The organism is Pseudonocardia spirodelae (genome assembly GCF_037727765.1).
GTDB lineage: Bacteria > Actinomycetota > Actinomycetes > Mycobacteriales > Pseudonocardiaceae > Pseudonocardia > Pseudonocardia spirodelae.
Genome location: NZ_JBBJUP010000002.1, coordinates 342,316 through 368,861 on the forward strand (window position 1 = coordinate 342,316; position 26,546 = coordinate 368,861).

General features: G+C 74.4%; 24 protein-coding genes. 20 read left to right on the top strand and 4 right to left on the bottom strand.

What is annotated here, in order from left to right; all coding sequences use genetic code 11:
- Positions 1-19: 19 nt before the first annotated feature.
- Together rnhA and WJX68_RS03935 are read right to left on the bottom strand one after the other, a co-directional pair.
- Positions 20-496, bottom strand: coding sequence for a ribonuclease HI (gene rnhA / locus WJX68_RS03930; RefSeq protein WP_340286181.1), 477 nt, complete (start codon positions 494-496; stop codon positions 20-22).
- A gap of 11 nt (positions 497-507) precedes the next feature.
- Positions 508-2,007 (bottom strand): hypothetical protein, encoded by a 1,500-nt coding sequence (locus tag WJX68_RS03935; RefSeq protein WP_340286182.1) that lies wholly within the window; start codon positions 2,005-2,007, stop codon positions 508-510.
- A 205-nt stretch (positions 2,008-2,212) separates the two neighbouring features.
- On the opposite strand from WJX68_RS03935, the gene WJX68_RS03940 reads away from it, so the two are divergent.
- From WJX68_RS03940 to WJX68_RS03950, 3 genes are read left to right on the top strand one after another with little or no spacing between them, the layout of a single operon-like run.
- The gene (locus WJX68_RS03940; RefSeq protein ID WP_340286183.1) at positions 2,213-3,586 is read left to right on the top strand and encodes an MFS transporter; all 1,374 of its coding nucleotides are present in this window, start codon (positions 2,213-2,215) and stop codon (positions 3,584-3,586) included.
- Positions 3,587-3,602: 16 nt separating this feature from the next.
- Positions 3,603-3,917 carry a hypothetical protein gene (locus tag WJX68_RS03945; protein ID WP_340286184.1) on the top strand — a complete coding sequence of 105 codons (315 nt, stop codon included), beginning with the start codon at positions 3,603-3,605 and terminating at the stop codon, positions 3,915-3,917.
- Positions 3,918-3,930: 13 nt separating this feature from the next.
- Positions 3,931-4,260: a hypothetical protein gene (locus WJX68_RS03950; RefSeq protein ID WP_340286185.1), complete on the top strand. Its 330-nt coding sequence runs from the start codon at positions 3,931-3,933 to the stop codon at positions 4,258-4,260.
- 410 nt (positions 4,261-4,670) lie between these two features.
- On the opposite strand, the gene WJX68_RS03955 is transcribed toward WJX68_RS03950, so the two are convergent.
- A complete protein-coding gene (locus WJX68_RS03955; RefSeq protein ID WP_340286186.1) occupies positions 4,671-5,345 on the bottom strand; it encodes an MBL fold metallo-hydrolase in 675 nt (224 codons plus the stop codon).
- A 357-nt stretch (positions 5,346-5,702) separates the two neighbouring features.
- Here WJX68_RS03955 and uvrA point away from each other — a divergent pair, with 357 nt between their 5' ends.
- The 7 genes from uvrA to pheT all read left to right on the top strand — a co-directional run bounded on the left by uvrA (position 5,703) and on the right by pheT (position 14,791).
- Positions 5,703-8,717 (top strand): excinuclease ABC subunit UvrA, encoded by a 3,015-nt coding sequence (gene uvrA, locus WJX68_RS03960; RefSeq protein ID WP_340286217.1) that lies wholly within the window; start codon positions 5,703-5,705, stop codon positions 8,715-8,717.
- Positions 8,718-8,970: 253 nt separating this feature from the next.
- The gene (gene infC, locus WJX68_RS03965; RefSeq protein WP_340286218.1) at positions 8,971-9,543 is read left to right on the top strand and encodes a translation initiation factor IF-3; all 573 of its coding nucleotides are present in this window, start codon (positions 8,971-8,973) and stop codon (positions 9,541-9,543) included.
- Positions 9,544-9,645: 102 nt separating this feature from the next.
- Positions 9,646-9,840, top strand: coding sequence for a 50S ribosomal protein L35 (gene rpmI / locus WJX68_RS03970; protein WP_340286187.1), 195 nt, complete (start codon positions 9,646-9,648; stop codon positions 9,838-9,840).
- A 79-nt stretch (positions 9,841-9,919) separates the two neighbouring features.
- A complete protein-coding gene (gene rplT / locus WJX68_RS03975) occupies positions 9,920-10,303 on the top strand; it encodes a 50S ribosomal protein L20 (protein ID WP_340286188.1) in 384 nt (127 codons plus the stop codon).
- A 1-nt stretch (position 10,304) separates the two neighbouring features.
- A complete protein-coding gene (locus tag WJX68_RS03980; RefSeq protein WP_340286189.1) occupies positions 10,305-11,153 on the top strand; it encodes a TrmH family RNA methyltransferase in 849 nt (282 codons plus the stop codon).
- A gap of 37 nt (positions 11,154-11,190) precedes the next feature.
- The gene (gene pheS / locus WJX68_RS03985; RefSeq protein WP_340286190.1) at positions 11,191-12,246 is read left to right on the top strand and encodes a phenylalanine--tRNA ligase subunit alpha; all 1,056 of its coding nucleotides are present in this window, start codon (positions 11,191-11,193) and stop codon (positions 12,244-12,246) included.
- Between the two features lie 37 nt (positions 12,247-12,283).
- Positions 12,284-14,791: a phenylalanine--tRNA ligase subunit beta gene (gene pheT / locus WJX68_RS03990; protein ID WP_340286191.1), complete on the top strand. Its 2,508-nt coding sequence runs from the start codon at positions 12,284-12,286 to the stop codon at positions 14,789-14,791.
- 45 nt (positions 14,792-14,836) lie between these two features.
- Here the strand turns inward: pheT and WJX68_RS03995 are convergent, their stop codons facing one another.
- Entirely contained in the window at positions 14,837-15,670 is an 834-nt protein-coding gene (locus WJX68_RS03995) for a hypothetical protein (RefSeq protein WP_340286192.1), read from the bottom strand.
- A 102-nt stretch (positions 15,671-15,772) separates the two neighbouring features.
- On the opposite strand from WJX68_RS03995, the gene argC reads away from it, so the two are divergent.
- Genes argC through tyrS form a run of 10 tightly spaced genes read left to right on the top strand, consistent with a single transcriptional unit; the run spans position 15,773 to position 26,250 of the window.
- Positions 15,773-16,807: an N-acetyl-gamma-glutamyl-phosphate reductase gene (gene argC, locus WJX68_RS04000; protein WP_340286219.1), complete on the top strand. Its 1,035-nt coding sequence runs from the start codon at positions 15,773-15,775 to the stop codon at positions 16,805-16,807.
- The gene (gene argJ / locus WJX68_RS04005) at positions 16,804-17,976 is read left to right on the top strand and encodes a bifunctional glutamate N-acetyltransferase/amino-acid acetyltransferase ArgJ (RefSeq protein ID WP_340286193.1); all 1,173 of its coding nucleotides are present in this window, start codon (positions 16,804-16,806) and stop codon (positions 17,974-17,976) included. Before argC ends, argJ begins: the two co-directional genes overlap by 4 nt.
- The gene (gene argB / locus WJX68_RS04010) at positions 17,960-18,925 is read left to right on the top strand and encodes an acetylglutamate kinase (protein ID WP_422785645.1); all 966 of its coding nucleotides are present in this window, start codon (positions 17,960-17,962) and stop codon (positions 18,923-18,925) included. Before argJ ends, argB begins: the two co-directional genes overlap by 17 nt.
- Complete coding sequence (locus tag WJX68_RS04015) at positions 18,922-20,115, top strand: acetylornithine transaminase (protein ID WP_340286194.1); 1,194 nt, start codon at positions 18,922-18,924, stop codon at positions 20,113-20,115. The genes argB and WJX68_RS04015 overlap by 4 nt, the downstream gene beginning before the upstream one ends.
- Entirely contained in the window at positions 20,115-21,038 is a 924-nt protein-coding gene (gene argF / locus WJX68_RS04020) for an ornithine carbamoyltransferase (RefSeq protein ID WP_340286195.1), read from the top strand. The genes WJX68_RS04015 and argF overlap by 1 nt, the downstream gene beginning before the upstream one ends.
- Positions 21,031-21,582, top strand: a complete 552-nt coding sequence (locus WJX68_RS04025) for an arginine repressor (RefSeq protein ID WP_340286196.1) — start codon at positions 21,031-21,033, stop codon at positions 21,580-21,582. The genes argF and WJX68_RS04025 overlap by 8 nt, the downstream gene beginning before the upstream one ends.
- A gap of 33 nt (positions 21,583-21,615) precedes the next feature.
- A complete protein-coding gene (gene argH, locus WJX68_RS04030) occupies positions 21,616-23,034 on the top strand; it encodes an argininosuccinate lyase (RefSeq protein ID WP_340286197.1) in 1,419 nt (472 codons plus the stop codon).
- On the top strand, positions 23,031-24,254 hold the full coding sequence (locus WJX68_RS04035) for an aspartate aminotransferase type Ic (protein WP_340286198.1): 1,224 nt from the start codon (positions 23,031-23,033) through the stop codon (positions 24,252-24,254). The genes argH and WJX68_RS04035 overlap by 4 nt, the downstream gene beginning before the upstream one ends.
- A gap of 5 nt (positions 24,255-24,259) precedes the next feature.
- On the top strand, positions 24,260-24,928 hold the full coding sequence (locus WJX68_RS04040; protein WP_422785646.1) for a DNA-3-methyladenine glycosylase: 669 nt from the start codon (positions 24,260-24,262) through the stop codon (positions 24,926-24,928).
- Between the two features lie 47 nt (positions 24,929-24,975).
- Positions 24,976-26,250 (top strand): tyrosine--tRNA ligase, encoded by a 1,275-nt coding sequence (tyrS, locus tag WJX68_RS04045; protein ID WP_340286199.1) that lies wholly within the window; start codon positions 24,976-24,978, stop codon positions 26,248-26,250.
- Positions 26,251-26,546: the final 296 nt, after the last annotated feature.

Sequence of the window (26,546 nt, forward strand, 5' to 3'; positions counted from 1 at the left end):
CGACGCTATCTCCCCGTCCTCACCGCTTCCGGGACGGCCGGGAGCCGCTCGCCCGGCCGCCCGCCTCCTCGCAGCCGCGGGCGGCGAGCCGGTCGGCGCGCTCGTTCTCCGGGTGCCCGGCGTGCCCCTTGACCCAGAACCAGGTGACGTCGTGGCGGCGGACGGCGGCGTCGAGCTCGCGCCACAGGTCGTCGTTCTTCACCGGCTCCCCGGCCGCGGTGCGCCACCCGCGGGCCTGCCAGCGCGGCAGCCACTGGGTGATGCCGTTCCGGACGTAGGTCGAGTCGGTGTGCAGGTGCACCACGCTGCGCCGGTTGAGGGCGTCGAGCGCCCGGATCGGCGCGGTCAGCTCCATCCGGTTGTTCGTGGTGCGCCCGGGCTCGCCGCCGTGCAGCTCCCGCTCGTGGCCGCCCCAGCGCAACAGGGCGCCCCAGCCGCCTGGCCCCGGGTTCGGGACGCAGGCACCGTCGGTGAAGATCTCCACGACCGCCGTCACGGGGTGTGACGCTAGTAGACGCGGAACGCCGCCCGCGCCGCGGTGAACCCGTGCCCGCTGCGCGCGTCGCGGCACTCGATGCCGGTCCGCAGGCTGACGCAGGTCAGGTCGCCGTCGGTGAGGTGGGTGCCGTAGCCGAGCGCGGCCGCCCCGCCGCCTACGGGCGTGCCGTCGCAGGCGGTGCGGGCCGGGCCGGTGCCGCCGGTGACCAGGCCCGGTGCGTCGCAGCCGTCGGCGGACCAGGCGCGGTCGGTGACGTCGCAGCGGGCCTCGCCGCCCTCGATCCGGCAGGCGATGTTGCCGGTGGGGGAGGTGAACGTGACGGGCGACCCGAACGCCGCCGGGTCGGCCGCGGTGGTGCCGCGCACGAGGTCCGCGGGCGCGGCGACCGGGGCGATGGTGGCGGTGCCGGCCCCCTCGGTGGTGTCGCGGGCGGCCGGGCCGGTCCCGGCGTACGCGGCGACGACGACCGCCGCCGCCAGCACCAGGGTGAGCACCACCGCGACGGCCGCGGCCCGGTGCGGCACGGCCCCGCGCAGGCCGTCGGACAGCGCCGCGGCCGACGGGACGCGCCCGCGCAGTGCGGCCCACCGGTCCTGCCCCGCCGGCGACGACGGGTGGCCCGGGGGGAACACCGCGGGCACCGGTGCCCCGTGGTTCCCGCGGCCGCCCGGGCCGGCCGGAGAGGGGGGCGGCGGCCATCCGGGGCCGGTGCGCTGGGCCGGGACACCCGGGTGGGGTGCGCGCGGCGGGCCGGGTCGGTGTGGTGCGCCCGCGGGTGGCGGTGCGCCCGGTGTCCCGGTGCGCGCGACCGGTGCGCCGCTGCGCGGCAGCGGGGCCGCGGGCGGGACCGGGCTCCCCGCCCGCGCGGCCGGGGGGACGGCGTTCCAGGGCAGCGGCGGGGTGCGGGGGCCGGTCCGGTGCAGGGCGTCGACCGGGCCGGTGAGCTCGACGGCGCCGGGGGCGGGGACGGCGGGTGCCTCCCCGGTGCCGGGGGCCGGGGCGGGGCCGTGCCCGCCGGACGTCCCGGTGGGTGCGGCCCCCGTGGGTGCGGGTGCCGTCGACTCGGTCCCCGTCGGCGCAGGTGCCGTCGGCGCAGGTGTCGTCGGGGCGGACCCCGGGGGTGTGGTTGCCGAGGGCGCGGTCGCCGAGGGCGCAGGTCCGCAGTCCGCGGCCGTCGTCTCCGCGGGCCGCTGCCCGGACTCGCCGGGCCGCTGGTCGGACCCGCCCCGCGGTGCCGGGACCTCACCCGGCGCGGAGGCGGTCCGCCCCGACGCCGCCGTGCCGACGCTCCCGACGTCGCTGCTGCCGATGCCGCTGTCGCCGCCGTCGCCACGGGGTCCGCCGCTGCGGTCGACGGGGCCACCGGGGGTGGGCCGGGCGGCGTCGCGGGGCGCGTCGTCCGGGGCGGTCCGGCCGGGCGGCAGGCCGTCCAGCAGGCTCGCGTGATGGCCGTTGCGCCGGTCCTGCGGGCGCGCGGGGGTGCGGTCGTCGGCGTGGGGAGCGCTCATCGGTCCGGCACGCTAAGCGGGCCCGCGCCGTGCGCACAGCGGCCGTTCGGAGCAGTAACGGCGGCCGGTCGCCCCGTCACGGTGACCGTCCGTGCGGGCCGCACCGTTCGGCGTCGACGCCTCCGATGGTCGCGGATCCCCTACCGGTCGCCGCACGAGAGCGTTGCAATGTGCAATGGTGAGCGATCGCAACGAGGAGGTGCGCATGACCGGGACCAGGCCCCCGGCCGCCGGGACGGGACCCGCGGCGGTCCTCGAGGCGCTGCCGCTGTCGGGGTGGCACCGCCGGCTCGTCGTCCTGGTGGGGATCGGGTCGTTCTTCGACCTCTACGAGGTGTTCCTCGGCGGCGTGCTCGCACCGATCCTCGCCCGCGAGTGGACGCTCGGCCCGATCGGCAAGGCGGCCGTCGTGTCGTCGGGGTTCGCGGGCATGTTCGTCGGCGCGGTGCTGCTGTCGATCGCGGCCGACCGGTTCGGCCGGCGGACCGTGTTCCTGCTGAACCTGCTGACCTACTCGCTGTTCTCGCTGGCCGCGGCCTTCTCGCCGAACCTCGAGACGTTCCTCGTGCTCCGCTTCCTGGCGGGCCTCGGGCTCGGCGCCGAGCTCGTCCTCGTCGACACCTACCTGGCCGAGTTCCTGCCGCGGCGCGTGCGCGGCCGCTGGACGGCGTGGGCCTACACCGTCGGCTTCCTCGGCGTCCCGGTCGCGGCGCTGCTCGGCGGGCGCCTGGTCGCCGCTCAGTCCCTCGCCGGCGTCGACGGCTGGCGGTGGCTGCTCGTCGCGGGCGGGCTCGGCGCGCTGTTCGTGCTGGTCCTGCGCCGGGTGCTGCCGGAGTCCCCGCGCTGGCTGCTGACCCACGGACGGCACGACGAGGCCGCCACCGTCGCCCGCGACGTCGCGCGCCGGGCCGGCGCCCCCGTTGACGGCGAGATCACCGTCGCCACCGGCGGCGAGCCGCGCGCCGGCTCGACGCTCGACGTGCTGCGCACCGCGTTCAGCGGCGTCTACCGCACCCGCACCGTCATGCTGCTGATCTTCCAGGTGCTGCAGACCGTCGCCTACTACGGCTTCGGCACCCTCGCCCCGCTGGTGCTGGTCGCCAAGGGCTTCGACATCACCGAGTCGCTGGGCTACGCCGCGCTCACCTTCGCGGGCTACCCGCTCGGGTCGCTGGCCTCGGTGCCGCTGGTCGAGCGGTTCGAACGGAAGTGGCTGATCATCGCGTCCGCGCTGGCGATCGGGGTGCTCGGGATCGTGTTCGCCGCCGGCACGACGCCGCTGGTCATCGTCACCTCCGGGTTCCTGCTCACCGCGGCCAGCAACGTGTTCTCCAACGGCTTCCACATCTACCAGGCGGAGATCTTCCCGACGGCGATCCGCTCGACCGCGGGCGGCATCGCCTACTCGCTGTCCCGGGCGACCTCGGCGCTGCTGCCGTTCGTCGCGGTGCCGCTGCTGGCGACGGCGGGCCCGGTCGCGGTGTTCGGCGGGGCCGCGGTGCTGATCGTGGTGCTGTGCCTCGACGTCGGCCTGCTCGGCCCGCGCTCCACCGGCCGCGCGCTCGAGGAGCTGGGCTGAGGGGCATCCTGGCGCGGTGAGCCAGGCCCTCTACGAGATCACCGTGAACGCGCTGCTCGACCGCGACCGCCCGCTCACCGGCGACGAGTGGGACGCCGCCGTCGCCCGGGTGGGCGGGCACCGCGCGGCGCAGCTGCTCGCCGAGCTCGCCGACGCGGCGCTGCTGCCCGCACCGGTGCTGGCCCGCGCGGTGCGGGAGGCGTGGGCGGGTGCGGACCGGCCGCTGGAGCGGTTGCCCGCCGCGCGGTGGGCGGAGCTGTGCGACGACGCCGGCCTGCCGGTGCCCCCGGAGGCCGCGGGCGCCCCGTGGCGTGACCCCCGGAATCCATGATCGTTCACCCCATGTGTTCCGACGTATCGGAATTGTCCTCGCCTCGGTGTTGTGCGGCGCAGCCCTCTTCGGAGCCGGGACTGCGATCGCTTCGCCTGATCACGAGAACCAGAGCGAAATTCGGCTGACGAAGCTGGAAGACCTGCGAGGCCTGCCGTGCGGTGGGGACACGCAGTTCGGTGAAGGACAGCTCGACTTCAGAATCTTCGGCCCACCGCAGCAGTCGACCATCCAGTGGCACTGTGTGACGCCCGAGACGTTCCCCATCCTCGACCAGGACGACATTCCGTACGACCTCTACCCGTCAGAGTCCGATGTCCCGGAGATCCTGCCCGGAGGCTGACCAGGACCTGACGGCTCGATGGCTCGTCGGTCCGTCGGGTGCTCGTGCTCCGTCCAGTCACCGGGTCGCTGATCGTGGATTCGTGAAGGATCGGTGCCGTCAACGCACCGATCCTTCACGTGATGCCGATCATCTTTCGTCCAGGTGCTCACGCTGCTGCACGTCCACCCCGGGCATCTAGTGCGCGTGTCCTACCGCCGCTTCGGGGGGCCTCCGGACTACTACGTCTACGCGCGGCCCGTCGAGCGTGTCCGCGACCCTCTGCTCGGCGGGCATGGCGTCGGCGGGTAGAGCCGCCACTCCGGGGTTCCACGACCAGGCCTACCTGCAGCGGCGCTTCGTCCGGCTGGTCGGCGTCATGCCGGGTCGCTATGCCCGCAGCGGCCGGCCGCGGGCTGAGGCCGGACGGCCTACCAGCCGCGCGACTTCCACTCCGACAGGTGCGGGCGCTCCGCGCCGAGGGTCGAGTCGTCGCCGTGGCCCGGGTAGAACCAGGTGTCGTCGCCGAGCCGGTCGAAGACGCGCTCCTCGAGGTCGGTGATCAGCTGCTCGTTGTCCTCGGCCGACCAGGTCTTGCCCGGCCCGCCGGGGAACAGGCTGTCGCCGGTGAACAGGTGCGGGCGGTCCTCGCCGCGGTAGAGCAGCGCGACCGACCCTGGCGTGTGGCCGCGCAGGTGCACGACCTCGAGCTCGATCTCGCCGAAGGCGATCGTGTCGCCGTCCTCGACGAACTCGTCCATCGGTGCCGGCAGCTCCGGGGCGTCGAGCGGGTGTGCGATCAGCCGGGGCTCGAACATGCCCGCGATCGCCCCGAGCGCCTGCCAGTGGTCGGCGTGGCGGTGGGTGGTGACCAGGTGGCGCAGGTCCGGGCGCTCGTCGGTGGCGCCGATGAGGTCGGCCAGGCGGGTCGGCTCGGCCGCCGCGTCGACGAGCAGTGCCTCGTTGCTCGCCTTGCACACGAGCAGGTAGGCGTTGTTGTCCATCTCGCCGACCGAGACCTTGCTGATGCTCAGCCTGTCGAGGTCGCGGCGGATGGCGGCGCCGCCCGGGTCGGTGTGACCGGTGTAGTTCAGCAGGACGTCCACGGGCGGGAGAGTAGCGGCCGGGATCGACACCCGCGGTGGGGAGAACCCGCCGGTCGCACGGGCGGGCCCGCTGACGGATCGAACGGGCGTGCGAGTAGCGTGCGCGGTGGACCGACCGGCGCGTCCCGCGGTGCATCCACCGCGCCGGACCACCGCAGACCCCCGCTCGACGGGTTCCTGTCGGTGGGCCGACCTAGCATCGGGGCGACGAACCTCACCGGCCACCGGCGGCCGGTCCCGGAATGTCCGTCGACCCCGCCGGTGTCACAACCGGGGACGACCCGGACGGCACCGCCACCCCAGGAGGCGCGAGACGTGAGCGACCACAGCACCGACCGCCGCGACGCCGGCACCGCCCTGTCCCCGGGCGCGTCGCCGGTCCCGGACGGTCCCAGGCTGGTCGTCCGCGGCGCGCGCGAGCACAACCTGCAGGGCATCGACATCGACCTGCCCCGCGACAGCATGATCGTGTTCACCGGCCTGTCGGGGTCCGGCAAGTCCAGCCTCGCCTTCGACACGATCTTCGCCGAGGGCCAGCGCCGCTACGTCGAGTCGCTCTCGGCCTACGCCCGTCAGTTCCTGGGGCAGATGGACAAGCCCGACGTCGACTTCATCGAGGGCCTGTCCCCGGCGGTGTCGATCGACCAGAAGTCGACCAACCGCAACCCGCGCTCGACGGTCGGCACCATCACCGAGATCCACGACTACCTGCGCCTGCTCTACGCCCGCGCCGGCATCCCGCACTGCCCGGTCTGCGGCGAGCGGATCGCGAAGCAGACCCCGCAGCAGATCGTCGACCAGGTCCTGGAGATGGAGCAGGGCAGCCGGTTCCAGGTCCTCGCCCCGGTGGTGCGCACCCGCAAGGGCGAGTTCGTCGACCTGTTCTCCGCGCTGCAGGCACAGGGCTACTCGCGCGTGCTGGTCGACGGCACCGTGCACCCGCTGTCGGACCCGCCGAAGCTCAAGAAGCAGGAGAAGCACGACATCGCCGTCGTCGTCGACCGGCTCTCGGTGAAGGCGACGGCCAAGCAGCGCCTCACCGACTCGGTCGAGACCGCGCTGCGCCTGGCCGACGGCCTGGTCGTGCTCGACTTCGTCGACCTGCCCGACGACGACCCGGGCCGCGAGCGCCGGTTCTCCGAGAAGATGGCCTGCCCGAACGGGCACACCCTGGCCGTCGACGACCTCGAGCCGCGCACGTTCTCCTTCAACTCGCCCTACGGCGCCTGCCCGGCCTGCTCGGGCATCGGCATCAAGAAGGAGGTCGACCCGGAGCTCGTCGTCCCCGACCCCGACCTGTCGCTGGGCGACGGCGCGATCGCGCCCTGGTCGACCGGGCACAACGCCGAGTACTTCGGGCGCCTGCTGTCCGGGCTGTCGACGGCGATCGGCTTCCGGATGGACACGCCGTGGCGCAGCCTGCCCGCCGCCGCCCGCAAGGCGGTGCTGCACGGCAGCGACGACCAGGTCCACGTGCGCTACCGCAACCGCTACGGCCGCGAGCGCTCGTACTACGCCAACTTCGAGGGCGTCATGCCGTTCCTCGAGCGGCGCCTGGACCAGACCGAGTCCGAGTCGCAGCGCGAGCGCTACGAGGGCTACATGCGCGACATCCCCTGCCCCGCGTGCGACGGCGCCCGCCTGCGCCCCGAGGTGCTGTCGGTGACCCTGCCGCACCGCGACCTGGGGGAGCGGTCGATCGCGCAGGTGTCGAACATGTCGGTGGCCGAGTGCTCGCAGTTCCTGAACGGGATGGTGCTCGACGACCGGCAGGCCATGATCGCCGGTGCGGTGCTCAAGGAGGTGCAGGCGCGGCTGGGCTTCCTGCTCGACGTCGGCCTGGACTACCTGTCGCTCGACCGGGCCGCCGGCACCCTGTCCGGCGGCGAGGCGCAGCGCATCCGGCTCGCCACGCAGATCGGCTCGGGCCTGGTCGGGGTGCTCTACGTGCTCGACGAGCCGTCGATCGGCCTGCACCAGCGCGACAACCGCCGGCTCATCGACACGCTCACCCGGCTCAAGGCGCTGGGCAACACGCTGATCGTCGTCGAGCACGACGAGGACACCATCCGCGCCTCGGACTGGGCGGTCGACATCGGTCCCGGCGCCGGTGAGCACGGTGGCCGGGTCGTGCACTCCGGCACGATCGCCGACCTGGAGTCCCACGACACGTCGCTGACCGGGGCGTACCTCTCGGGCCGCAAGTCGATCCCGCTGCCCGAGCGGCGCGCGCTCGACCACGACCGGAAGCTGACGATCGTCGGGGCGCGTGAGCACAACCTGCGCGGGATCGACGTCGACGTCCCGCTCGGCGGGCTCGTCTCGATCACCGGCGTCTCCGGCTCCGGCAAGTCGACACTGATCAACGACATCCTCGCGACGGTGCTGGCCAACCGCCTCAACGGCGCCCGTCAGGTGCCCGGCCGGCACACCCGCATCACCGGCGTCGACCAGCTCGACAAGCTCGTGCGCGTGGACCAGTCGCCGATCGGGCGGACCCCCCGGTCCAACCCGGCCACCTACACCGGGGTGTGGGACAAGGTCCGCAAGCTGTTCGCCGCGACCACGGAGGCGAAGGTCCGCGGCTACACCGAGGGCCGGTTCTCCTTCAATGTCAAGGGCGGGCGCTGCGAGGCGTGCACCGGCGACGGCACGATCAAGATCGAGATGAACTTCCTGCCGGACGTCTACGTCCCGTGCGAGGTCTGCAAGGGCGCCCGCTACAACCGGGAGACCCTCGAGGTCCACTACAAGGGCAAGACGGTCGCCGACGTCCTCGACATGCCGATCGAGGAGGCCGCGGAGTTCTTCGACCCGATCACCTCGATCAGCCGCTACCTGCGGACCCTGGTCGATGTCGGCCTCGGCTACGTCCGGCTCGGACAGCCCGCGCCGACGCTGTCCGGCGGGGAGGCCCAGCGCGTCAAGCTCGCCAGCGAGCTGCAGAAGCGCAGCAACGGCCGCACCGTCTACATCCTCGACGAGCCGACCACCGGCCTGCACTTCGAGGACATCCGCAAGCTCCTGGCCGTCATCCAGGGGCTCGCGGACAAGGGCAACACGGTGATCGTCATCGAGCACAACCTCGACGTCATCAAGACCTCGGACTGGGTCATCGACATGGGCCCGGAGGGCGGTTCGGGCGGCGGGACCGTCGTCGCGCAGGGCACACCGGAGCAGATCGCTGCGCACCCGGAGAGCCACACCGGCCGGTTCCTGCGCGAGCTGGTCACCCCGGACCACAGCCCGGCCCGGCCCGCCCGGCGCCGCGCCGCCGCGTCGCGGGCGACCGCGAACGGGAGCGGCACCACCGCGAACGGCACCTCCGGGGCCGCGCGGCGCGGCCGGGCGAAGGCGGCCAGCGCGGGGTGAGCGCCCGGCCCCGCTCCGACCGCCCACCCGGGGCCTGCTACCCTCGGGAATGCGACCACCCGGGATCGCGTTGATTCGCGTGTTCCGGGCGTCAAGTGGAGCCCCGCTCCCACCCGCGCCGTGATCGTAGCGGCGTCCGGGTCCATGGTCCGGCCTCGTGGCAGCAGTGTGCCACCGGCCGATCAACGGGTCTTCGCTTGTCGTCGCCGGCGCAGCAGGTAGTAGCGACACAGCGAGTTACTCAGGAGACCCCATCAGCACAGAGCCCCGCATCAACGACCGCATCCGCGTGCCCGAGGTCCGCCTCGTCGGCCCGAACGGCGAGCAGGTCGGGATCGTGCGCATCGAGGACGCCCTCAAGCTGGCCCAGGACGCCGACCTCGACCTCGTCGAGGTCGCCGGCCAGGCCCGCCCGCCGGTCTGCAAGCTCATGGACTACGGAAAGTTCAAGTACGAGAGCGCGCAGAAGGCCCGGGAGTCCCGGCGCAACCAGCAGCTCACCGTGATCAAGGAGCAGAAGCTCCGGCCGAAGATCGACAAGCACGACTACGAGACGAAGCGCGGTCACGTGATCCGCTTCCTCGAGGGCGGCAACAAGGTCAAGGTCACGATCATGTTCCGTGGTCGCGAGCAGTCGCGTCCCGAGCTGGGCTACCGCCTGCTCCAGCGGCTCGCCGAGGACATCGGTGACATGGCCGTCGTCGAGGCCGCCCCGAAACAGGACGGCCGCAACATGACGATGGTGCTGGCCCCGACGAAGAAGCCGGCGTCGCGCAAGTCGACGGCCGCTGCCAGCTCCGACGCCCCGGCCGACGCCGAGGCGTGAGGTCCGTTCCCGTGTCCGGCCGCACCGCCGGACACGGGTGAGGACACGCAGTACCCGCAACGACCCCCGGTGCCCCGGGGGCCGACATCGAACGGATACGTCATGCCGAAGAACAAGACGCACAAGGGGACCGCGAAGCGCGTCCGCATCACCGGTGGCGGCAAGATCATGCGCCAGCAGGCCGGCCTGCGGCACCGCCTCGAGGTCAAGTCGCGCAAGGAGAAGCGTGACCTGTCGGGCACCGTCGAGCTCGCCAAGGCCGACGTGAAGCGCGTCAAGAAGCTGCTCGGTCACTGACCTTCCGCCCCTTTTTTCGAACCACCCGGCGATCCCCGGCCCTGCCGTGGCCGATCGCTGACGATTCAGGAGAGACCCCATGGCACGCGTGAAGCGCTCGGTGAACGCCCAGAAGAAGCGCCGCACCACGCTGGAGTCGGCCGCCGGCTACCGCGGGCAGCGCTCGCGGCTGTACCGCAAGGCCAAGGAGCAGATGCTCCACTCGATGAACTACGCCTACCGGGACCGTCGCGCGCGCAAGGGCGACTTCCGGCAGCTGTGGATCACTCGGATCAACGCCGCGGCCCGCGCCAACGACATGACCTACAACCGGTTCATCCAGGGCCTCAAGGCCGCCGGTGTCGAGGTCGACCGCAAGAACCTCGCCGAGATCGCCGTGAGCGACCCGGCCGCCTTCGCCGCGCTCGTCGCGGTGGCCAAGGAGAACCTGCCGATCGGCACCGAGCAGGGCTCCGCGGCCTGAGGTGATCCCTGCCAGGACCGAGACGCCCGGCACCGAGCGCACCCCACGCGTCGCAGCGGCCCGCAAGCTGCTGCGCCGCGCGGGGCGCGAGCGGGCCGGGCGTTTCCTCGTCGAGGGGGCCCAGGCCGTCCGGGAGGCGCTGGACGCCGTCGCCGTGCACGAGCTCTTCGTGACCGACTCCGCCGCCGGGCGCCACCCCGAGCTGGTCGAGGCCGCCGTGCACGCCGGGGTCCGGGTGTCCTCGGTGACCGACCGGGCCGCCGCGTCGCTCTCGGACACGGTCACCCCGCAGGGCCTCGTCGCGGTCTGCGACCTGCTCGACGTGCCCGTCGCGACCGCGCTGGCCGGGGTGCCCGGCTTCGTGACCGTCTGCGACGGCATCTCCGACCCCGGCAACGTCGGCACCGTGATCCGGGTCGCCGACGCCGCCGGCTGCGACGCGGTGCTGCTCGCCGGCGACACCGTCGACCCGCACAACGGCAAGGCCGTGCGCGCCTCCACCGGCAGCGTGTTCCACCTGCCGCTGGCCCGTGACCGCGACGCGACGGCGGTCGTCGAGATCTGCCGGGCCGCCGGGCTCACCACACTGGTCGCCGACGGCCACGGCGAACTCGACCTGCACGACCCCGCCGTCACCCCGACCCTGGCCGGTCCGGTCGCGTGGATCCTCGGCAGCGAGGCGCACGGGCCGTCGCCCGCCGTGCACGAGGCCGCCGACCACCGCGTCCGCGTCCCGATCCACGGCCGCGCCGAGTCGCTCAACCTCGCCACCGCGGCCGCGATCTGCCTCTACGCGACCGTCGGGGCGCGCGCCGGCGTCGCCCCGCGGCCGGCCCCGGCGCGCGACTGAAACCGGTTCGGACCGGCCCTCTACGATCGTGGGCACCATGAGTGAGACCGACGTCGCGAACCCCCTGGAGCCCGGTGTGCTGGCCGCGGCGGTGGACGCCGCCCGCGCGGCGTTCGACGCCGCCGGCGACCTCGACGCGCTGGCCGCGGCCAAGCCTGCGCACCTCGGCGACCGGGCCCCCATCCCGATGGCCCGCCGCTCGCTGGGGCAGCTCCCCGGCCCGGAGCGCGCCGACGCCGGCAAGCGCGTCAACGCCGCCCGGCAGGAGGCCCAGGCCGCCTTCGACGCCCGCCGCGAGGTCCTGCTCGCCGAGCGCGACGCGCGCGTGCTGGCCGAGGAGGCCGTCGACGTCACGCTGCCCACCGACCGCCGTCCGCGCGGCGCGCGCCACCCCATCACCCAGCTGTCCGAGCGGATCGCCGACATCTTCGTCGGGATGGGCTGGGAGGTCGCCGAGGGCCCCGAGGTCGAGGCGTCGTGGCTGAACTTCGACGCGCTGAACTTCGGCAAGGACCACCCGGCCCGCACGATGCAGGACACCTTCTACCTGGGTGACCCCGAGCGCGGTCAGGACTCCGGGACGGTCCTGCGCACCCACACCTCACCGGTGCAGGTGCGCACGCTGCTGGAGCGCGAGCTGCCGGTCTACGTGGCGTGCCCCGGGCGCACCTTCCGCACCGACGAGCTCGACGCCACCCACACCCCGGTGTTCCACCAGGTGGAGGGCCTCGCCGTCGACCGCGGCCTGACCATGGCCCACCTCAAGGGCACCCTCGACGCGTTCGCCCGGGCCGTGTTCGGGCCCGAGGCCGGGACGCGGATGCGCCCGTCGTACTTCCCGTTCACCGAGCCCTCGGCCGAGGTGGACCTGTGGTTCCCGCAGAAGAAGGGTGGCGCCGGCTGGGTCGAGTGGGGCGGCTGCGGCATGGTCAACCCCCACGTCCTGCGCGCCTGCGGTGTCGACACCGAGGTGTACTCCGGTTTCGCGTTCGGCATGGGCATCGAGCGGACCCTGATGTTCCGCAACGGCATCCCCGACATGCGGGACATGGTCGAGGGCGACGTCCGCTTCTCGACCGCGTTCGGTGTCTGACCGACCGACCCGCTTCCAGACAGAGGAGTTCTGAGCAGTGCGAGTGTCCGCGTCCTGGCTCGCCCGCCACATCGACCCCGCGTCGCTGCCGGCGGGTCCCGAGGCGATCGGCGACGCGTTCGTCCGGGTCGGCCTGGAGGTCGAGGAGATCCACCCGGCCCCCGCGGTCACCGGCCCGGTGACCGTCGCGCGCGTCGAGGAGATCGAGGAGCTGACGGAGTTCAAGAAGCCGATCCGGTACTGCCGGGTGGGCTTCGAGGGCGACCGTCACCGCTACGTCGTGTGCGGCGCCCGCAACTTCGCCGTCGGTGACCTCGTCGTCGTGACCGAGCCGGGTGCCGTGCTGCCGGGGGACTTCGCCATCGCGCAGCGCACGACCTACGGCAAGGTCTCCGACGGCATGATCGCCTCCGCCAAGGAGCTCGGCCTGGGCGCCGACCACGGCGGTATCCTCGTCCTGCCGCCCGGCACCGCCGAGCCCGGTGACGACGCGCTGGAGGTCCTCGGGCTGTCCGAGCCCGTCGTCGAGCTGGCCGTCACCCCCGACCGCGGGTACTGCTTCGCCGTGCGGGGGCTGGCCCGCGAGCTCGCGACCTCGCTCGACGTCGACTACACCGACCCCGTCACCCGGGTCGCGGTCCCGCAGGCCGACGGCGACGCCTGGCCGGTGCGCCTGGCCGACCCGCAGGGCTGCCCGCGTTTCGTCGCCCGCCGGGTGGACGGCGTCGACCCGGCCGCGCCGAGCCCCTGGTGGATGCAGCGGGCCCTGATCTCGGCCGGGATGCGGCCGATCTCGCTGGTCGTCGACGTCACGAACTTCGTGATGCTCGACCTCGGGCAGCCGCTGCACGCCTACGACGCGAGCCGACTGACCGGCGCGATCGAGGTCCGCCGGGCGACGGCGGGTGAGAAGCTGCAGACCCTCGACGGCCAGACCCGCGTCCTCGACGCCGACGACCTGCTGATCACCGACGACTCGGGCCCGATCGGGCTCGCCGGCGTCATGGGCGGGGCGTCCACCGAGATCCCGGCGCCGGACGACCTGCCCGCCGGGGCCCGGGTCGACGTGCTGATCGAGGCGGCGCACTTCTCGCCGCCGGTCATCGCGCGCGCGGCGCGCCGGCACAAGCTGCCCAGCGAGGCGTCCAAGCGGTTCGAGCGGGTCGTGGACCCGGCGCTGCCGCCGGTGGCGGCGGAGCGGGCCGCGCAGCTGCTCGTCGAGCTGGGCGGCGGCACGCTCGCCGGCGGGCGCACCGATGCCGGTGGCGTCCCGGCCGTGCCCGCGGTGCGGATGCCGCTGTCGATGCCCGACCGCGTCGCCGGGGTCGACTACCCGCGCGGTGCGACCGTGCGCCGCCTGACCCAGGTCGGGTGCGCCGTCGAGCTCGACACCGGCACGGACGGTCAGGGCGTCGTCGTCGCGACGCCGCCGACCTGGCGTCCGGACCTGCGCATCGCCGCCGACCTGGTCGAGGAGGTGCTGCGCCTGGAGGGCTACGACGCGATCCCGTCCGTCGTGCCCGACGCCCCGGCCGGTCGCGGGCTCACCCCGGCCCAGCAGCGCCGCCGCGCCGTGTCGCGGGCGCTCGCCGAGGCCGGGCACGTCGAGGTGTTGCCGTTCCCGTTCGTCTCCGACGCGGTGTGGGACGACCTCGGCCTGGCCGCCGACGACGACCGCCGCCGCACCGTCGCGGTCTCCAACCCGCTCGACGCCGAGCGGTCCCGGCTGACGACCACGCTGCTGCCCGGCCTGCTGGACATGCTGGTGCGCAACCGCTCGCGGGGCGCCGAGGACCTGGCGCTCTACACGATCGCGCAGGTCGTCCGGCCCGGCCGCGACACCCCGGTCATGCCGGACCCGCCGGTCACCGCCCGCCCGAGCGACGACGAGTACGCCGCCCTGCGCGCCGCCCTGCCGGACCAGCCGGTGCACGTCGGCGTCGTGCTGGCCGGGAACCGCGAGCCCCGCGGCTGGTGGGGCCGGGGCAGGCCCGCCTCCTGGGAGGACGCCGTCGAGGCCGCCCGCCTCACCGGCGCGGCCGCCGGGGTGGAGCTGCGCCCGCGGCGCGCCGAGCGCGCCCCGTGGCACCCGGGACGCTGCGCGGAGCTCGTCGTGGCCGGGACGGGCACGGTCGTCGGGCACGCGGGCGAGCTGCACCCGAAGGTCGTCGAGGCCCTCGGCCTGCCCGCCCGCACCGCGGCCGCCGAGATCGACCTCGACGCGCTGCCGCTGCGGGAGAACCTGCCGGTCCCGCGGGTGTCGCCGTTCCCGCCGGTCGCCGTGGACGTCGCGCTCGTCGCCGACGAGTCGGTCCCCGCCGCGGACCTCGCCGACGCCCTCACCGCGGGTGCGGGGGAGCTGCTGGAGTCGGTGCGGCTGTTCGACGTCTACACCGGCGATCAGGTCGGCGCCGGGAAGCGTTCGCTGGCGTTCTCGCTGCGGCTGCGCGCCGCCGACCGCACGCTGACCAGCGAGGAGGCGAACACCGCGCGCGACGCGGCGATCGCCGAGGCCGCCGCCCGGCACGGCGCGGCCCTGCGCTGAGCGCGCACCCGCCGGGTGCCGCCCCGCCCCCGCGGCGGGGCGGTCTCAGCGGGCCGCGCGGACGGCGGACGCGGCGGCCGCCCGCCACTGCTGCGGTGTCGGCGTCCGGCCGGCGACCGCCACGGTGACCAGCCGGCGCGCCGTCCCGAGCTGCAGGGTCGGCCCGGCGACGGTGTCGAGCACCGCCGCGGCCGTGCCCGCGGGGACCCCGGTCAGCGGCGCGGCGCCGGTCGCGGAGCCGACGTAGCGGACCGGCGTCGTCCGGGTGGTCGCGTAGACGTTCACCGAGACGGTGACGCCGTCGGCGAGGGCGAAGCAGGCCCGGGTGCGTGTCCCGTCGGACCGGGTCACGACGGCGTTCGCCGCGGGCGCCACCGGGGCGCCGCCGAGCAGTCCGGTGAGCGAGGCGGTGTCGAGCAGGCACTCGTCGGCCACGACGTCGGAGGTCAGCGGGGCGGCCGGCGACGGCGCGCCGGTCCCGCCGGTCGGAGCGGGCGCGGCGGCCGACGGGCGGGCGCGGCCGTCGGGCACCGTGGCGGTCCCGCCCCCGACCGGCACCGGCGGCACGGTGCGCGTGCCGTCGGGCGTCACCGGGACCGGGAGCACCGTGGTCGTGGGACGCCCCGGCGCCGGCGTCGGGGTCGTCGTGGGAGCGGACGGGGCGGACGGGCCGGTGGGCAGCGGCCCCGGGACGGTGAACGCGGTCGGCGGCCCGCCGGTCGTCGTGGGCGCCGCGAGCGGGTCCACCGGCGCGGCCGGACCCCGGCCGGCCGGCCACGGTGTCCCCGGCACCGTCGACGCGCATCCGCCCAGCACCGTCGTGAGCAGCAGCGCGAGTGCGCACGCCCGCCCCACCCCGCCCGTCACCCGCTGTCGCACGCGGGGGAAACTAGGCGGCGCGCGCGGCCGCCGGGCCCGAACACCGCCCCCCGATCGCGATCGCGAATCCGATTGCATGACCTTTCGTGTCGGTGCATACTCATCCACGTGGTACGCATCGCAGTGGCGGGAGCCAGCGGGTACGCCGGGGGAGAGCTCCTCCGGCTGCTGCTCGCGCATCCCGAGGTGGAGATCGGCGCCCTGACGGCCGGCGGGAACGCGGGCACGCGTCTCGGCGAGCACCAGCCGCACCTGGTCCCGCTCGCGGACCGCGTGCTGGGTGAGAGCACCGCGGAGAACCTCGCCGGGCACGACGCGGTGTTCCTCGCGCTCCCGCACGGCAGGTCCGCCGAGCTGGCCGCGCAGCTGGGACCGGACGTGCTCGTCGTCGACTGCGGAGCCGACCACCGTCTGACCGATCCGGCCGCCTGGGACCGCTGGTACGGCGGGGAGCACGCCGGGCACTGGCCCTACGGCCTGCCCGAGCTCCCGGGCGCCCGCGCCGCACTGACCGGCACCCGGCGCGTCGCGGTGCCCGGCTGCTACCCGACCGGCACCAGCCTCGCGCTGGTCCCGGCGCTGGTCGCCGGACTGGTCGCCCCCGAGGTCGTGATCACCGCGGTGACCGGCACCTCCGGGGCGGGGAAGGCGCTCAAGCCGCACCTGCTCGGGGCCGAGGTCATGGGCTCGCTCTCGGCCTACGGCGTCGGCGGCGCGCACCGGCACACCCCCGAGATCGCGCAGAACCTGGGCGCCGCGCTCGGGTCCCCGGTGTCGGTCAGCTTCACCCCCGTCCTCGCGCCCCTGCCGCGCGGCATCCTCGCGTCCTGCTCGGCGCCGCTGGCCGACCCCGGCACCGACGCCGCCGCGGTCCGCGCGGTCTACGACAAGGCCTACGCCGACGAGCCGTTCGTGCACCTGCTGCCCGAGGGGCAGTGGCCCACCACGGCACAGACGCTGGGCTCCAACACCGTCGCCCTGCAGGTGACGGTCGACGCCGACGCGCGCCGCCTCGTCGTCGTCTCGGCGATCGACAACCTGACCAAGGGCACCGCCGGCGGTGCCGTGCAGTGCATGAACCTGGCCCTCGGGCTCCCCGAGACCCTCGGCCTGCCGACGACGGGAGTCGCACCGTGAGCGTGACCGCCGCGAAGGGGTTCCGGGCCGCCGGGATCGCCGCAGGCATCAAGAAGTCCGGCCGGGCCGACCTCGCGCTGGTGGTCAACGACGGCCCGCGCACCGAGGCCGCCGGGGTGTTCACGCGCAACAAGGTGCGGGCCGCGCCCGTCCTGTGGTCCCAGCAGGTCCTCACCGGCGGCGCGCTGCGCGCGGTCGTGCTGAACTCCGGCGGCGCCAACGCCTGCACCGGTCCGGAGGGCTTCCAGGTCGCGCACGCGACCGCCGAGAAGGCCGCCGAGGTGCTCGGCTGCGGCGCGGTCGAGGTCGCGGTCTGCTCGACCGGCCTGATCGGCGAGCAGCTGCCGCGCGACACGGTCCTCGCCGGGGTCGCGACCGCCGCCGGGGAGCTCGCCGCCACGCCCGAGGCCGGGTCCGCGGCGGCCGCCGCGATCATGACCACCGACACGGTGCCCAAGGAGTCGGTGCTGACCGACCCGGCCGGCTGGACGGTCGGGGGCACCACCAAGGGCGCCGGGATGATCTCGCCGTCGATGGCGACGATGCTCAGCGTGCTGACCACCGACGCCGTCCTCGACCGCGCCACGCTCGACGCCGCGCTGCGCGAGGCCGTGCGCTACAGCTTCGACCGGCTCGACGTCGACGGCTCGATGTCCACCAACGACACCGTGGTCGTCATGGCCTCGGGCGCCTCCGGGGTCCCGGCCGACCCCGCGGTGTTCACCGCCGCGCTCACCCGCGTCTGCCGGGACCTGGCCGAGCAGATGCAGGCCGACGCCGAGGGCGTCACCAAGCGAATCACCGTGCGGGTCACCGGCGCCGCCTCGGAGGACGACGCGGTGACCGTCGCCCGCACCGTCGCCCGCGACGCCCTGGTCAAGACGGCCATGTTCGGCTCGGACCCCAACTGGGGCCGGGTCGCGGCCGCCGCCGGGTACGCCGACGCCGAGATCGACCCGGAGCGCCTGGACGTGACGATCAACGGCGTCCTGCTGTGCAAGGGCGCCGTCGTCGCCGGGGACCGGGCCGACTGCGACCTCTCCGGCGAGGACGTCCTGATCGAGATCGAGCTCGGCCTGGCCGGCGGCGCCTCCGGGCACGCCGCGGAGATCCGCACGACCGACCTCTCGCACGCCTACGTGGAGGAGAACAGTGCCTACTCCTCCTGAGCAGCCGCAGGTCGCGCCGTCCCCGGAGACCCCCGCCCGGCTGAAGCGCGCGGGGGAGAAGGCCGGCGTGCTGGCCGAGGCGCTGCCCTGGCTGCAGCGCTTCCACGGGCGCATCGTCGTGGTGAAGTACGGCGGCAACGCCATGATCGACGACGAGCTGAAGCAGGCCTTCGCCCGCGACATGGTCTTCCTGCGCCTGGCCGGGATCCACCCGGTCGTCGTGCACGGCGGCGGGCCGCAGATCTCGGCGATGCTCACCCGTCTCGGGATGCCCGGCGAGTTCCGCGGCGGGCTGCGGGTCACCACCCCGGAGACGATGGAGATCGTCCGGATGGTGCTGTTCGGCCAGGTCGGGCGGGAGCTCGTCGGGCTGATCAACGCCCACGGCCCGCTCGCCGTCGGCCTGTCCGGCGAGGACGCGGGGCTGTTCACCGCGGAGAAGCGCACCGCGCTCGTCGGCGGCGAGCCGGTCGACATCGGCCTCGTCGGCGACGTCACGGAGGTCAACCCGGACGCGGTGCTCGACATCATCGCCGCCGGTCGGATCCCGGTCGTCGCCGGCATCGCGCCCGACGCCGACGGCCGGGTCCACAACATCAACGCCGACAGCGCCGCCGCGGCGCTGGCCGGTGCGCTCGACGCCGCGAAGCTCGTCGTGCTGACCGACGTCGAGGGGCTCTACGCGAACTACCCCGACCCCGACTCGATCATCACCTCGCTCACCGCCGACCAGCTCGAGCCCATGCTGCCCCGCCTGGAGAGCGGCATGGCCCCCAAGATGGAGGCCTGCCTGCGCGCCGTGCGTTCGGGCGTCGGCCAGGCCCACGTGATCGACGGGCGCATCCCGCACTCGGTGCTGCTCGAGGTCTTCACCCACGAGGGCGTCGGCACCATGGTGCTGCCCGACGCCCCGCCCGTCACGGACACCGCGTCCGGAGGAACGACATGACCACGCACGCGCAGCGGTGGCAGGCCGCACTGATGAACAACTACGGCACCCCGCCGCTGACCCTGGTCCGCGGCGAGGGCGCCCAGGTGTGGGACGCCGAGGGCCGCCGCTACCTCGACCTCTACTCCGGCATCGCGGTCAACGCGCTGGGGCACGCGCACCCGGCCGTCGTCGACGCCGTCTCGGAGCAGGTCCGCACGCTCGGCCACACCTCGAACTTCTTCATCACCGAGCCCGCGCTGCAGCTGGCCGAGCGCCTGCAGTCCCTGCTGGGCCGCGAGGACGCCCGCACCCTGCTGTGCAACTCGGGGACCGAGGCCAACGAGGCCGCGTTCAAGATCGCGCGGCGGACCGGGCGGCCACGGATCGTCGCCTGCGAGGGCGCGTTCCACGGCCGGACCATGGGCGCGCTGGCGCTGACCGGCCAGCCCGCCAAGCGGGCCCCGTTCGAGCCGATGCCCGCCGGGGTGGAGCACGTCCCGTACGGCGACGTCGCCGCGCTCGACGCCGCCGTCACCGAGGAGACCGCGGCGGTGTTCCTCGAGCCGATCCTCGGCGAGGCCGGCGTGATCGTCCCGCCGGAGGGCTACCTGGCGCAGGCGCGCCGGATCACCGCCGAGCGCGGGGCGCTGCTGGTGCTCGACGAGGTGCAGACCGGCATCGGCCGCACCGGGTACTGGTTCGCCCACCAGGCGCACGGCGTCGTCCCCGACGTCGTCACCCTCGCCAAGGGGCTCGGCGGCGGCCTGCCGATCGGCGCCTGCGTCGGGCTCGGGGACGCGGCGGCGCTGCTCGAACCGGGCCAGCACGGCACCACCTTCGGTGGCAACCCGGTGTCCTGCGCCGCGGCGCTCGCGGTGCTCGACACCATCGCCGCCGACGGTCTGCTCGGCCACGTCGACCGGCTCGGCAAGGAGATCCGCAGCCGCGTCGAGGGCCTCGGCCACCCGCTGGTCGCCGACGTCTCCGGCGCCGGCCTGCACATCGGGATCGGGCTGACGCTGCCCGTCGCCGCCCAGGCCGCCGCCGCGGCCCGCGACCGCGGCCTGCTGGTCAACAACGCGACGCCGGACCGGCTGCGGCTCGCCCCGGCGCTCACGCTCACCGACGCCGAGGCCGAGGAGTTCCTCGCGGCCCTGCCGCCGGTCCTCGACGCCGCCGCCGCGGAGCACGAGGGGCAGGACGACTGATGGTGCGCCACCTCCTGCGCGACGACGACCTGAGCCCCGCCGAGCAGGCCGAGGTCCTCGACCTCGCCGACCGGCTCAAGGCCGACCCGTTCGCCGAACGCCCGCTGGCCGGCCCGCGCGCGGTCGCCGTCGTGTTCGACAAGTCCTCCACCCGGACCCGGGTGTCGTTCGAGGCCGGGATCGCCCAGCTCGGCGGTACCGCGATCATCCTCGACGGCACCACCAGCCAGCTCGGGCGCGGCGAGACCATCTCCGACACCTCCCGCGTCCTGTCCCGCTACGTCGACGCCGTCGTGTGGCGCACCAGCGGCCAGGAGCGCATCGAGGAGATGGCCGCCGTCGCCACGGTGCCGGTGGTCAACGCGCTGACCGACGCGTTCCACCCGTGCCAGGTGCTCGCGGACCTGCAGACGATCCGCGAGCGCTTCGGCCGGCTGGCCGGGCTCACGCTCACCTACCTCGGCGACGGCGCCAACAACGTGGCGCACTCGCTGCTGCTCGGCGGGGTCACCGCGGGCCTGCACGTGCGGGTCGCGGCGCCCGCCGGGTTCACCCCCGACGCCGAGGTCCTGCGCGACGCCAAGGCCCGCGCCGAGCAGACCGGGGGATCGGTGGCGCTCGTCGCCGACCCGGCCGCCGCCGTCGACGGGGCGCACGTCGTCGTCACCGACACCTGGACGTCGATGGGGCAGGAGGACGACGGCCTCGACCGGGTCGCGCCGTTCCGTCCGTACCAGGTGAACGCGGCCCTGCTGGAGCGCGCGGCGCCGGACGTGATCGTGCTGCACTGCCTGCCCGCCCACCGCGGCGACGAGATCACCGACGAGGTCCTCGACGGCGCCGCGAGCGCGGTGTGGGACGAGGCCGAGAACCGGCTGCACGCGCAGAAGGCGCTGCTGACCTGGCTCCTGCGGCATGCCTGACGGCGACCGTGACCGCCGCGGCGCCGTCAGCCGCGTCACCCGCCAGGCCGCCGTCATCGACGTGATCTGGCGGACCCCGGTGCACAGCCAGATCGAGATCATCGCCCTGCTGCAGGACCGGCACGGCATCTCGACCACCCAGGCCACGCTCTCGCGCGACCTCGACGAGCTCGGCGCCGTCAAGCTGCGCGGCGCCGACGGCGGCCCGCCGGTCTACCGCATCCCCGAGGACGGCAGCCCCCTGCGCGGCGTCGAGGGCGGCACGGCCCGGCTGTCGCGGCTGCTGGGGGAGCTGCTCGTGTCCGCGGACGCCAGTGGGAACCTGGCCGTGCTGCGGACCCCGCCGGGTGCGGCGCACTACCTCGCGAGTGCGCTCGACCGGGCCGCGCTGCACGACGTCGTCGGCACCATCGCCGGCGACGACACGGTCATCGTCGTCGCGCGCGAACCCCTCACCGGGACCGAGCTCGCGCAGCGGCTGCAGGACCTGCCCCAGGGCGCCCGTGCCGGCGCCGGGGCGCACGACACCGAGAAGGAGACCTGACATGACCGACCGGACCCCCTGCGGGGCGCGGACGTGAGCGGCTCCGGCAGCGCGCTGTGGGGCGGCCGGTTCGCGTCGGGCCCCGCCGACGCGCTCGCGGCCCTGTCGAAGTCCACCCACTTCGACTGGGCCCTGGCGCCGTACGACATCCGTGGCTCGAAGGCGCACGCCCGGGTCCTGCACCGCGCGGGTCTGCTGTCCGACGAGGAGCTCTCGGGCATGCACAAGGCCCTCGACGAGCTCGCCGCCGACGTGGAGTCCGGGGCCTTCGGCCCCGACCCCGGCGACGAGGACGTGCACACCGCGCTCGAGCGCGGCCTGATCGAGCGCGCCGGCCCCGACCTGGGCGGCAAGCTGCGGGCCGGGCGGTCGCGCAACGACCAGGTCGCCACCCAGTTCCGGATGTGGCTGCGCGACGCCACCCGCCGCGTCGGCGCGGGCGTGCTCGACGTGGTCGAGGCACTGGTCGGCCAGGCGCAGGCGCACCCCGGCGCGGCGATGCCCGGCCGCACCCACCTGCAGCACGCCCAGCCGGTGCTGCTGGGCCACCAGCTCGCCGCGCACGCCCAGGCGCTGCTGCGCGACGTCGACCGGCTCGCCGACTGGGACCGCCGCAGCGCGTACTCGCCCTACGGCTCCGGTGCGCTCGCCGGCTCGTCGCTGGGGCTCGACCCCGAGGCCGTCGCCGCCGAGCTCGGCTTCACCGGCTCCTCGGCCAACTCGATCGACGGCACCGCCTCGCGCGACTTCGCCGCCGAGGCGGCGTTCGTGCTCGCGATGATCGGCGTCGACCTGTCGCGGCTGTCGGAGGAGGTCATCCTCTGGGCGACCGCCGAGTTCGGCTACGTCACCCTCGACGATGCCTTCTCCACCGGCAGCTCGATCATGCCGCAGAAGAAGAACCCCGACGTCGCCGAGCTCGCGCGGGGCAAGTCCGGGCGCCTGGTCGGCAACCTCGCCGGCCTGATGACGACCCTGAAGGGGCTCCCGCTGGCCTACAACCGGGACCTGCAGGAGGACAAGGAGCCGCTGTTCGACTCGGTCGCGCAGCTGGAGCTCCTGCTCCCGGCCGTCGCCGGGATGGTGGCGACGCTGACCTTCCACACCGAGCGGCTCGCCGAGCTCGCGCCCGCCGGGTTCACCCTCGCCACCGACGTGGCCGAGTGGCTCGTCCGGCAGGGGGTCCCCTTCCGGGTGGCGCACGAGGCCGCGGGCGGCTGCGTGCGCGCCGCCGAGGAGCGCGGGGTCGGGCTGGAGGACCTGACCGACGCCGAGCTCACCGCCGTCCACCCCGCACTCGACCCGAGTGTCCGTGACGTGCTGAGCGTGGAAGGCTCCATCGCGTCGCGGAACGCGCGCGGCGGGACCGCCGGCGACCGGGTCGCCGAGCAGCTCACCGACCTGCGCACCGCCGTCGCAGCAGCGAGAGAGTTCACCGGAGGAACCGCATGACCGACCCTGCCGCAGCCTACGAGGAGCTGAAGGCCGCCGGCCTGAAGCTGGACCTGACGCGGGGCAAGCCGTCGTCGCAGCAGCTCGACCTGTCGCACCGGCTGCTCGGCCTGCCGGGCGACGGCGAGTACCGCGCCGCGGACGGCACCGACACCCGCAACTACGGCGGCGGCCAGGGCCTGCCCGAGCTGCGCGAGATCTTCGCGCCGTCCCTGCAGGTCCCGGTCGACCGGCTGGTCGCGGCGAACAACTCCAGCCTCGAGCTGATGCACGACACGCTCGTGCACGCCCTGCTCTCGCCGCTGCCCGGCGCCCCGGCCCGCTGGGTCGACGCCGGCCGGGTCGCCTTCATCGCCCCGGTCCCCGGCTACGACCGCCACTACGGCGTCTGCGAGCGCCTGGGCATCGACCTGGTCACGGTCGCGATGACCCCCGACGGCCCGGACATGGACGAGGTCGAGCGGCTCGTCGCCGACGACCCGTCGATCAAGGGCATCTGGTGCGTGCCGAAGTACTCCAACCCCGACGGCGTCGTCTACTCCGACGAGACCGTGCGCCGGCTCGCCTCCATGACCACCGCCGCCCCGGACTTCCGGATCATGTGGGACAACGCCTACGCGGTGCACCACCTCACCGAGGAGGAGGTGGAGATCGCCGACGTCCTCACGCTGGCCGCCGAGGCGGGCCACCCGGACCGGCCGTTCGTGTTCGGATCCACCTCCAAGATCACCCTGGCCGGTGCCGGTGTCGCGTTCTTCGGTGCGTCGCAGGCCAACGTCGACTGGTGGCTGAAGCTGGCCGGCAAGAAGACGATCGGCCCGGACAAGGTCAACCACCTGCGCCACGCCCTGTTCCTGAAGGACGCGGCGGGGCTGCGGGCGCACATGGCCGCGCACCGCGAGCTCATCGCGCCGAAGTTCGCCGCGGTCGACCGCCTGCTGACCGAGGCGTTCGCCGACGTCGAGGGCGTGTCCTGGACGAAGCCGAAGGGCGGCTACTTCGTCAGCCTGACCGTCCCGGACGGTCTCGCCTCGGAGGTCGTGCGCCTGTCCAAGGAGGCCGGGATCGTGCTGACCCCGGCCGGGGCCACGCACCCCTACGGCAAGGACCCGCAGGACGCGACCATCCGGCTCGCCCCGACCCTGCCGCCGCTCGACGAGGTCGAGAAGGCGATGGCCGGGGTCGTGACCTGCGTGCAGCTGGCGCTGGCGCGTCGCTGACCCGCGTGGCGGACGACTCCTCGTCGGGGCCCGGCCGGTACGTCCGGCCGGGCCCCGACGGCGTGCTGGACCGCGCCGAGCTCGCCGTCGACGTGCTCCCCGCCGCACGGCGCCTGCTCGGGTGCGTGCTGGAGGCCGACACCCCCGAGGGCACCGTCGCGGTGCGGCTGGTCGAGGTCGAGGCCTACCGGGGCCGCGACGACCCGGCGTCGCACTGCTACCGGGGGCGGACTCCGCGCAACGGCGTCATGTTCGGCCCGCCCGGGCACCTCTACGTCTACTTCGTCTACGGCATGCACTTCTGCGCGAACGTGTCCTGCCTGACCGACGGCGAACCGGGCGCGGTGCTCCTGCGCGCCGGCGAGCTGCTGACCGATCCCGGCGTCGCCCGGGCGCGACGACCCACCGCACGGCGCGACGCCGACGTGGCCCGCGGGCCCGCCCGGCTCGCCGCGCTGCTGGGCCTGGGCCGCGACGACGACGGCACCGACGTGACCGACCCGGCCTCGCGCGTGCGCCTGCTCGCCGGGGAGCCGGTGGCGGCCTCGCGCGTGCGGACCGGACCACGGGTCGGGGTGGCCGCCGCGGCGGAGCTGCCGTGGCGTCTGTGGGTGGACGGGTCGCCCGCCGTGAGCCCGTACCGGGCGGGCACCCGGACGCGCCGCGACGCCTGAGACCACCCGCGTGCACGGGCGCGCGGCGTCCGACCAAGATGGTCCTCGTGGGTACCGACATCCTCGACGACCTGGAATGGCGCGGCCTGATCGCGCAGAGCACCGACCGCGACGCGCTCGCCCGGGAGCTCGCCGGCGACGACCCGGTGTCGATCTACGCGGGTTTCGACCCGACGGCGTCGAGCCTGCACGCCGGGCACCTGATCCCGATGCTGACGCTGCGCCGATTCCAGGAGGCCGGGCACCGGCCGGTCATCCTCGCCGGTGGCGCCACCGGGATGATCGGTGACCCGCGCGACGTGGGGGAGCGGACGCTCAACGACGCCGGGACGGTGGCCGACTGGACGGGCCTGATCCGCGGCCAGCTGGAGCGGTTCGTGACGTTCGACGACGGTCCGACGGGCGCCGTTGCCGTCAACAACCTGGACTGGACCGGGCAGCAGACGGTGCTGGAGTTCCTGCGCGACCTCGGCAAGCACTTCTCGGTCAACACGATGCTCGCCCGCGAGACGGTCAAGCGACGCCTCGCCGCGGACGGCATGTCCTACACCGAGTTCAGCTACCTGCTGCTGCAGTCCCAGGACTACCTGCACCTCCACCGCGAGCTGGGCGTGCGGCTGCAGATCGGCGGCTCGGACCAGTGGGGCAACATCATCGGTGGGGTCGACCTGGTGCGCCGGGTGACCGGCGCCCACGTGCACGGCCTGACGCTGCAGCTGGTCACCGACTCCGAGGGCCGCAAGTTCGGCAAGTCCACGGGCGGCGGGAACGTCTGGCTCGACCCGGACCGGACCTCGCCCTACGCCTGGTACCAGTACTTCGTGAACGTCGCCGACGCCGACGCGATCACCTACCTCAAGCTGTTCACCTTCCTCGACCGCGCCGAGATCGAGGCACTGGAGACCGAGCTCGCCGAGAAGCCGCACCTGCGCGGTGCACAGCGGCGCCTCGCCGCCGAGCTGACCACACTGGTCCACGGCGAGGAGCAGACCCGTCAGGTGACGATGGCGAGCCAGGCCCTGTTCGGACGGGCCGAGCTCACCGGTCTCGACGGCCGCACCCTCGACGCCGCGCTGGCCGAGGTGCCGACCGCCGACGCCGGCCCCGCCGACACGATCGTCGACCTCCTCGTCGCGACCGGCCTCACCGAGAGCAAGGGCGCCGCGCGGCGCGCGGTGAAAGAGGGCGGCGCCTACGTCAACAACGTCAAGGTGACCGACGAGGAGTGGGTGCCGTCCGCCGGCGACGTCCTCGACGGCGGCTGGCTCGTGGTGCGGCGCGGGAAGCGCAACCTGGCCGGTGTCCGGGTCGGATCCCGATGAACGGCGTCTGACCTGCGGGGACACCGAAAAGGTACCCCCCGTGCACGACGCCTCCGGGCGGTCCTGTAACTTTCTCGTTGTCGCCAGGACGGGACGGACGAGAGCGAGACCGGCCGCAAGGCCAGGGACGCGGATCCGGCCCGGAGGCGGCACCCCGGACCTGCACCTCGGTGGAGATCCGGACGCCCGGAGCGGGGCTTGACCTCGCTCTCCGGTACATGTAGCATAAGAGAGTTGCCTCCTTGAGGCCGACTCTGACGCCCCAGGGGCGACGGCCAGTAGGTCCGGATTCCTGA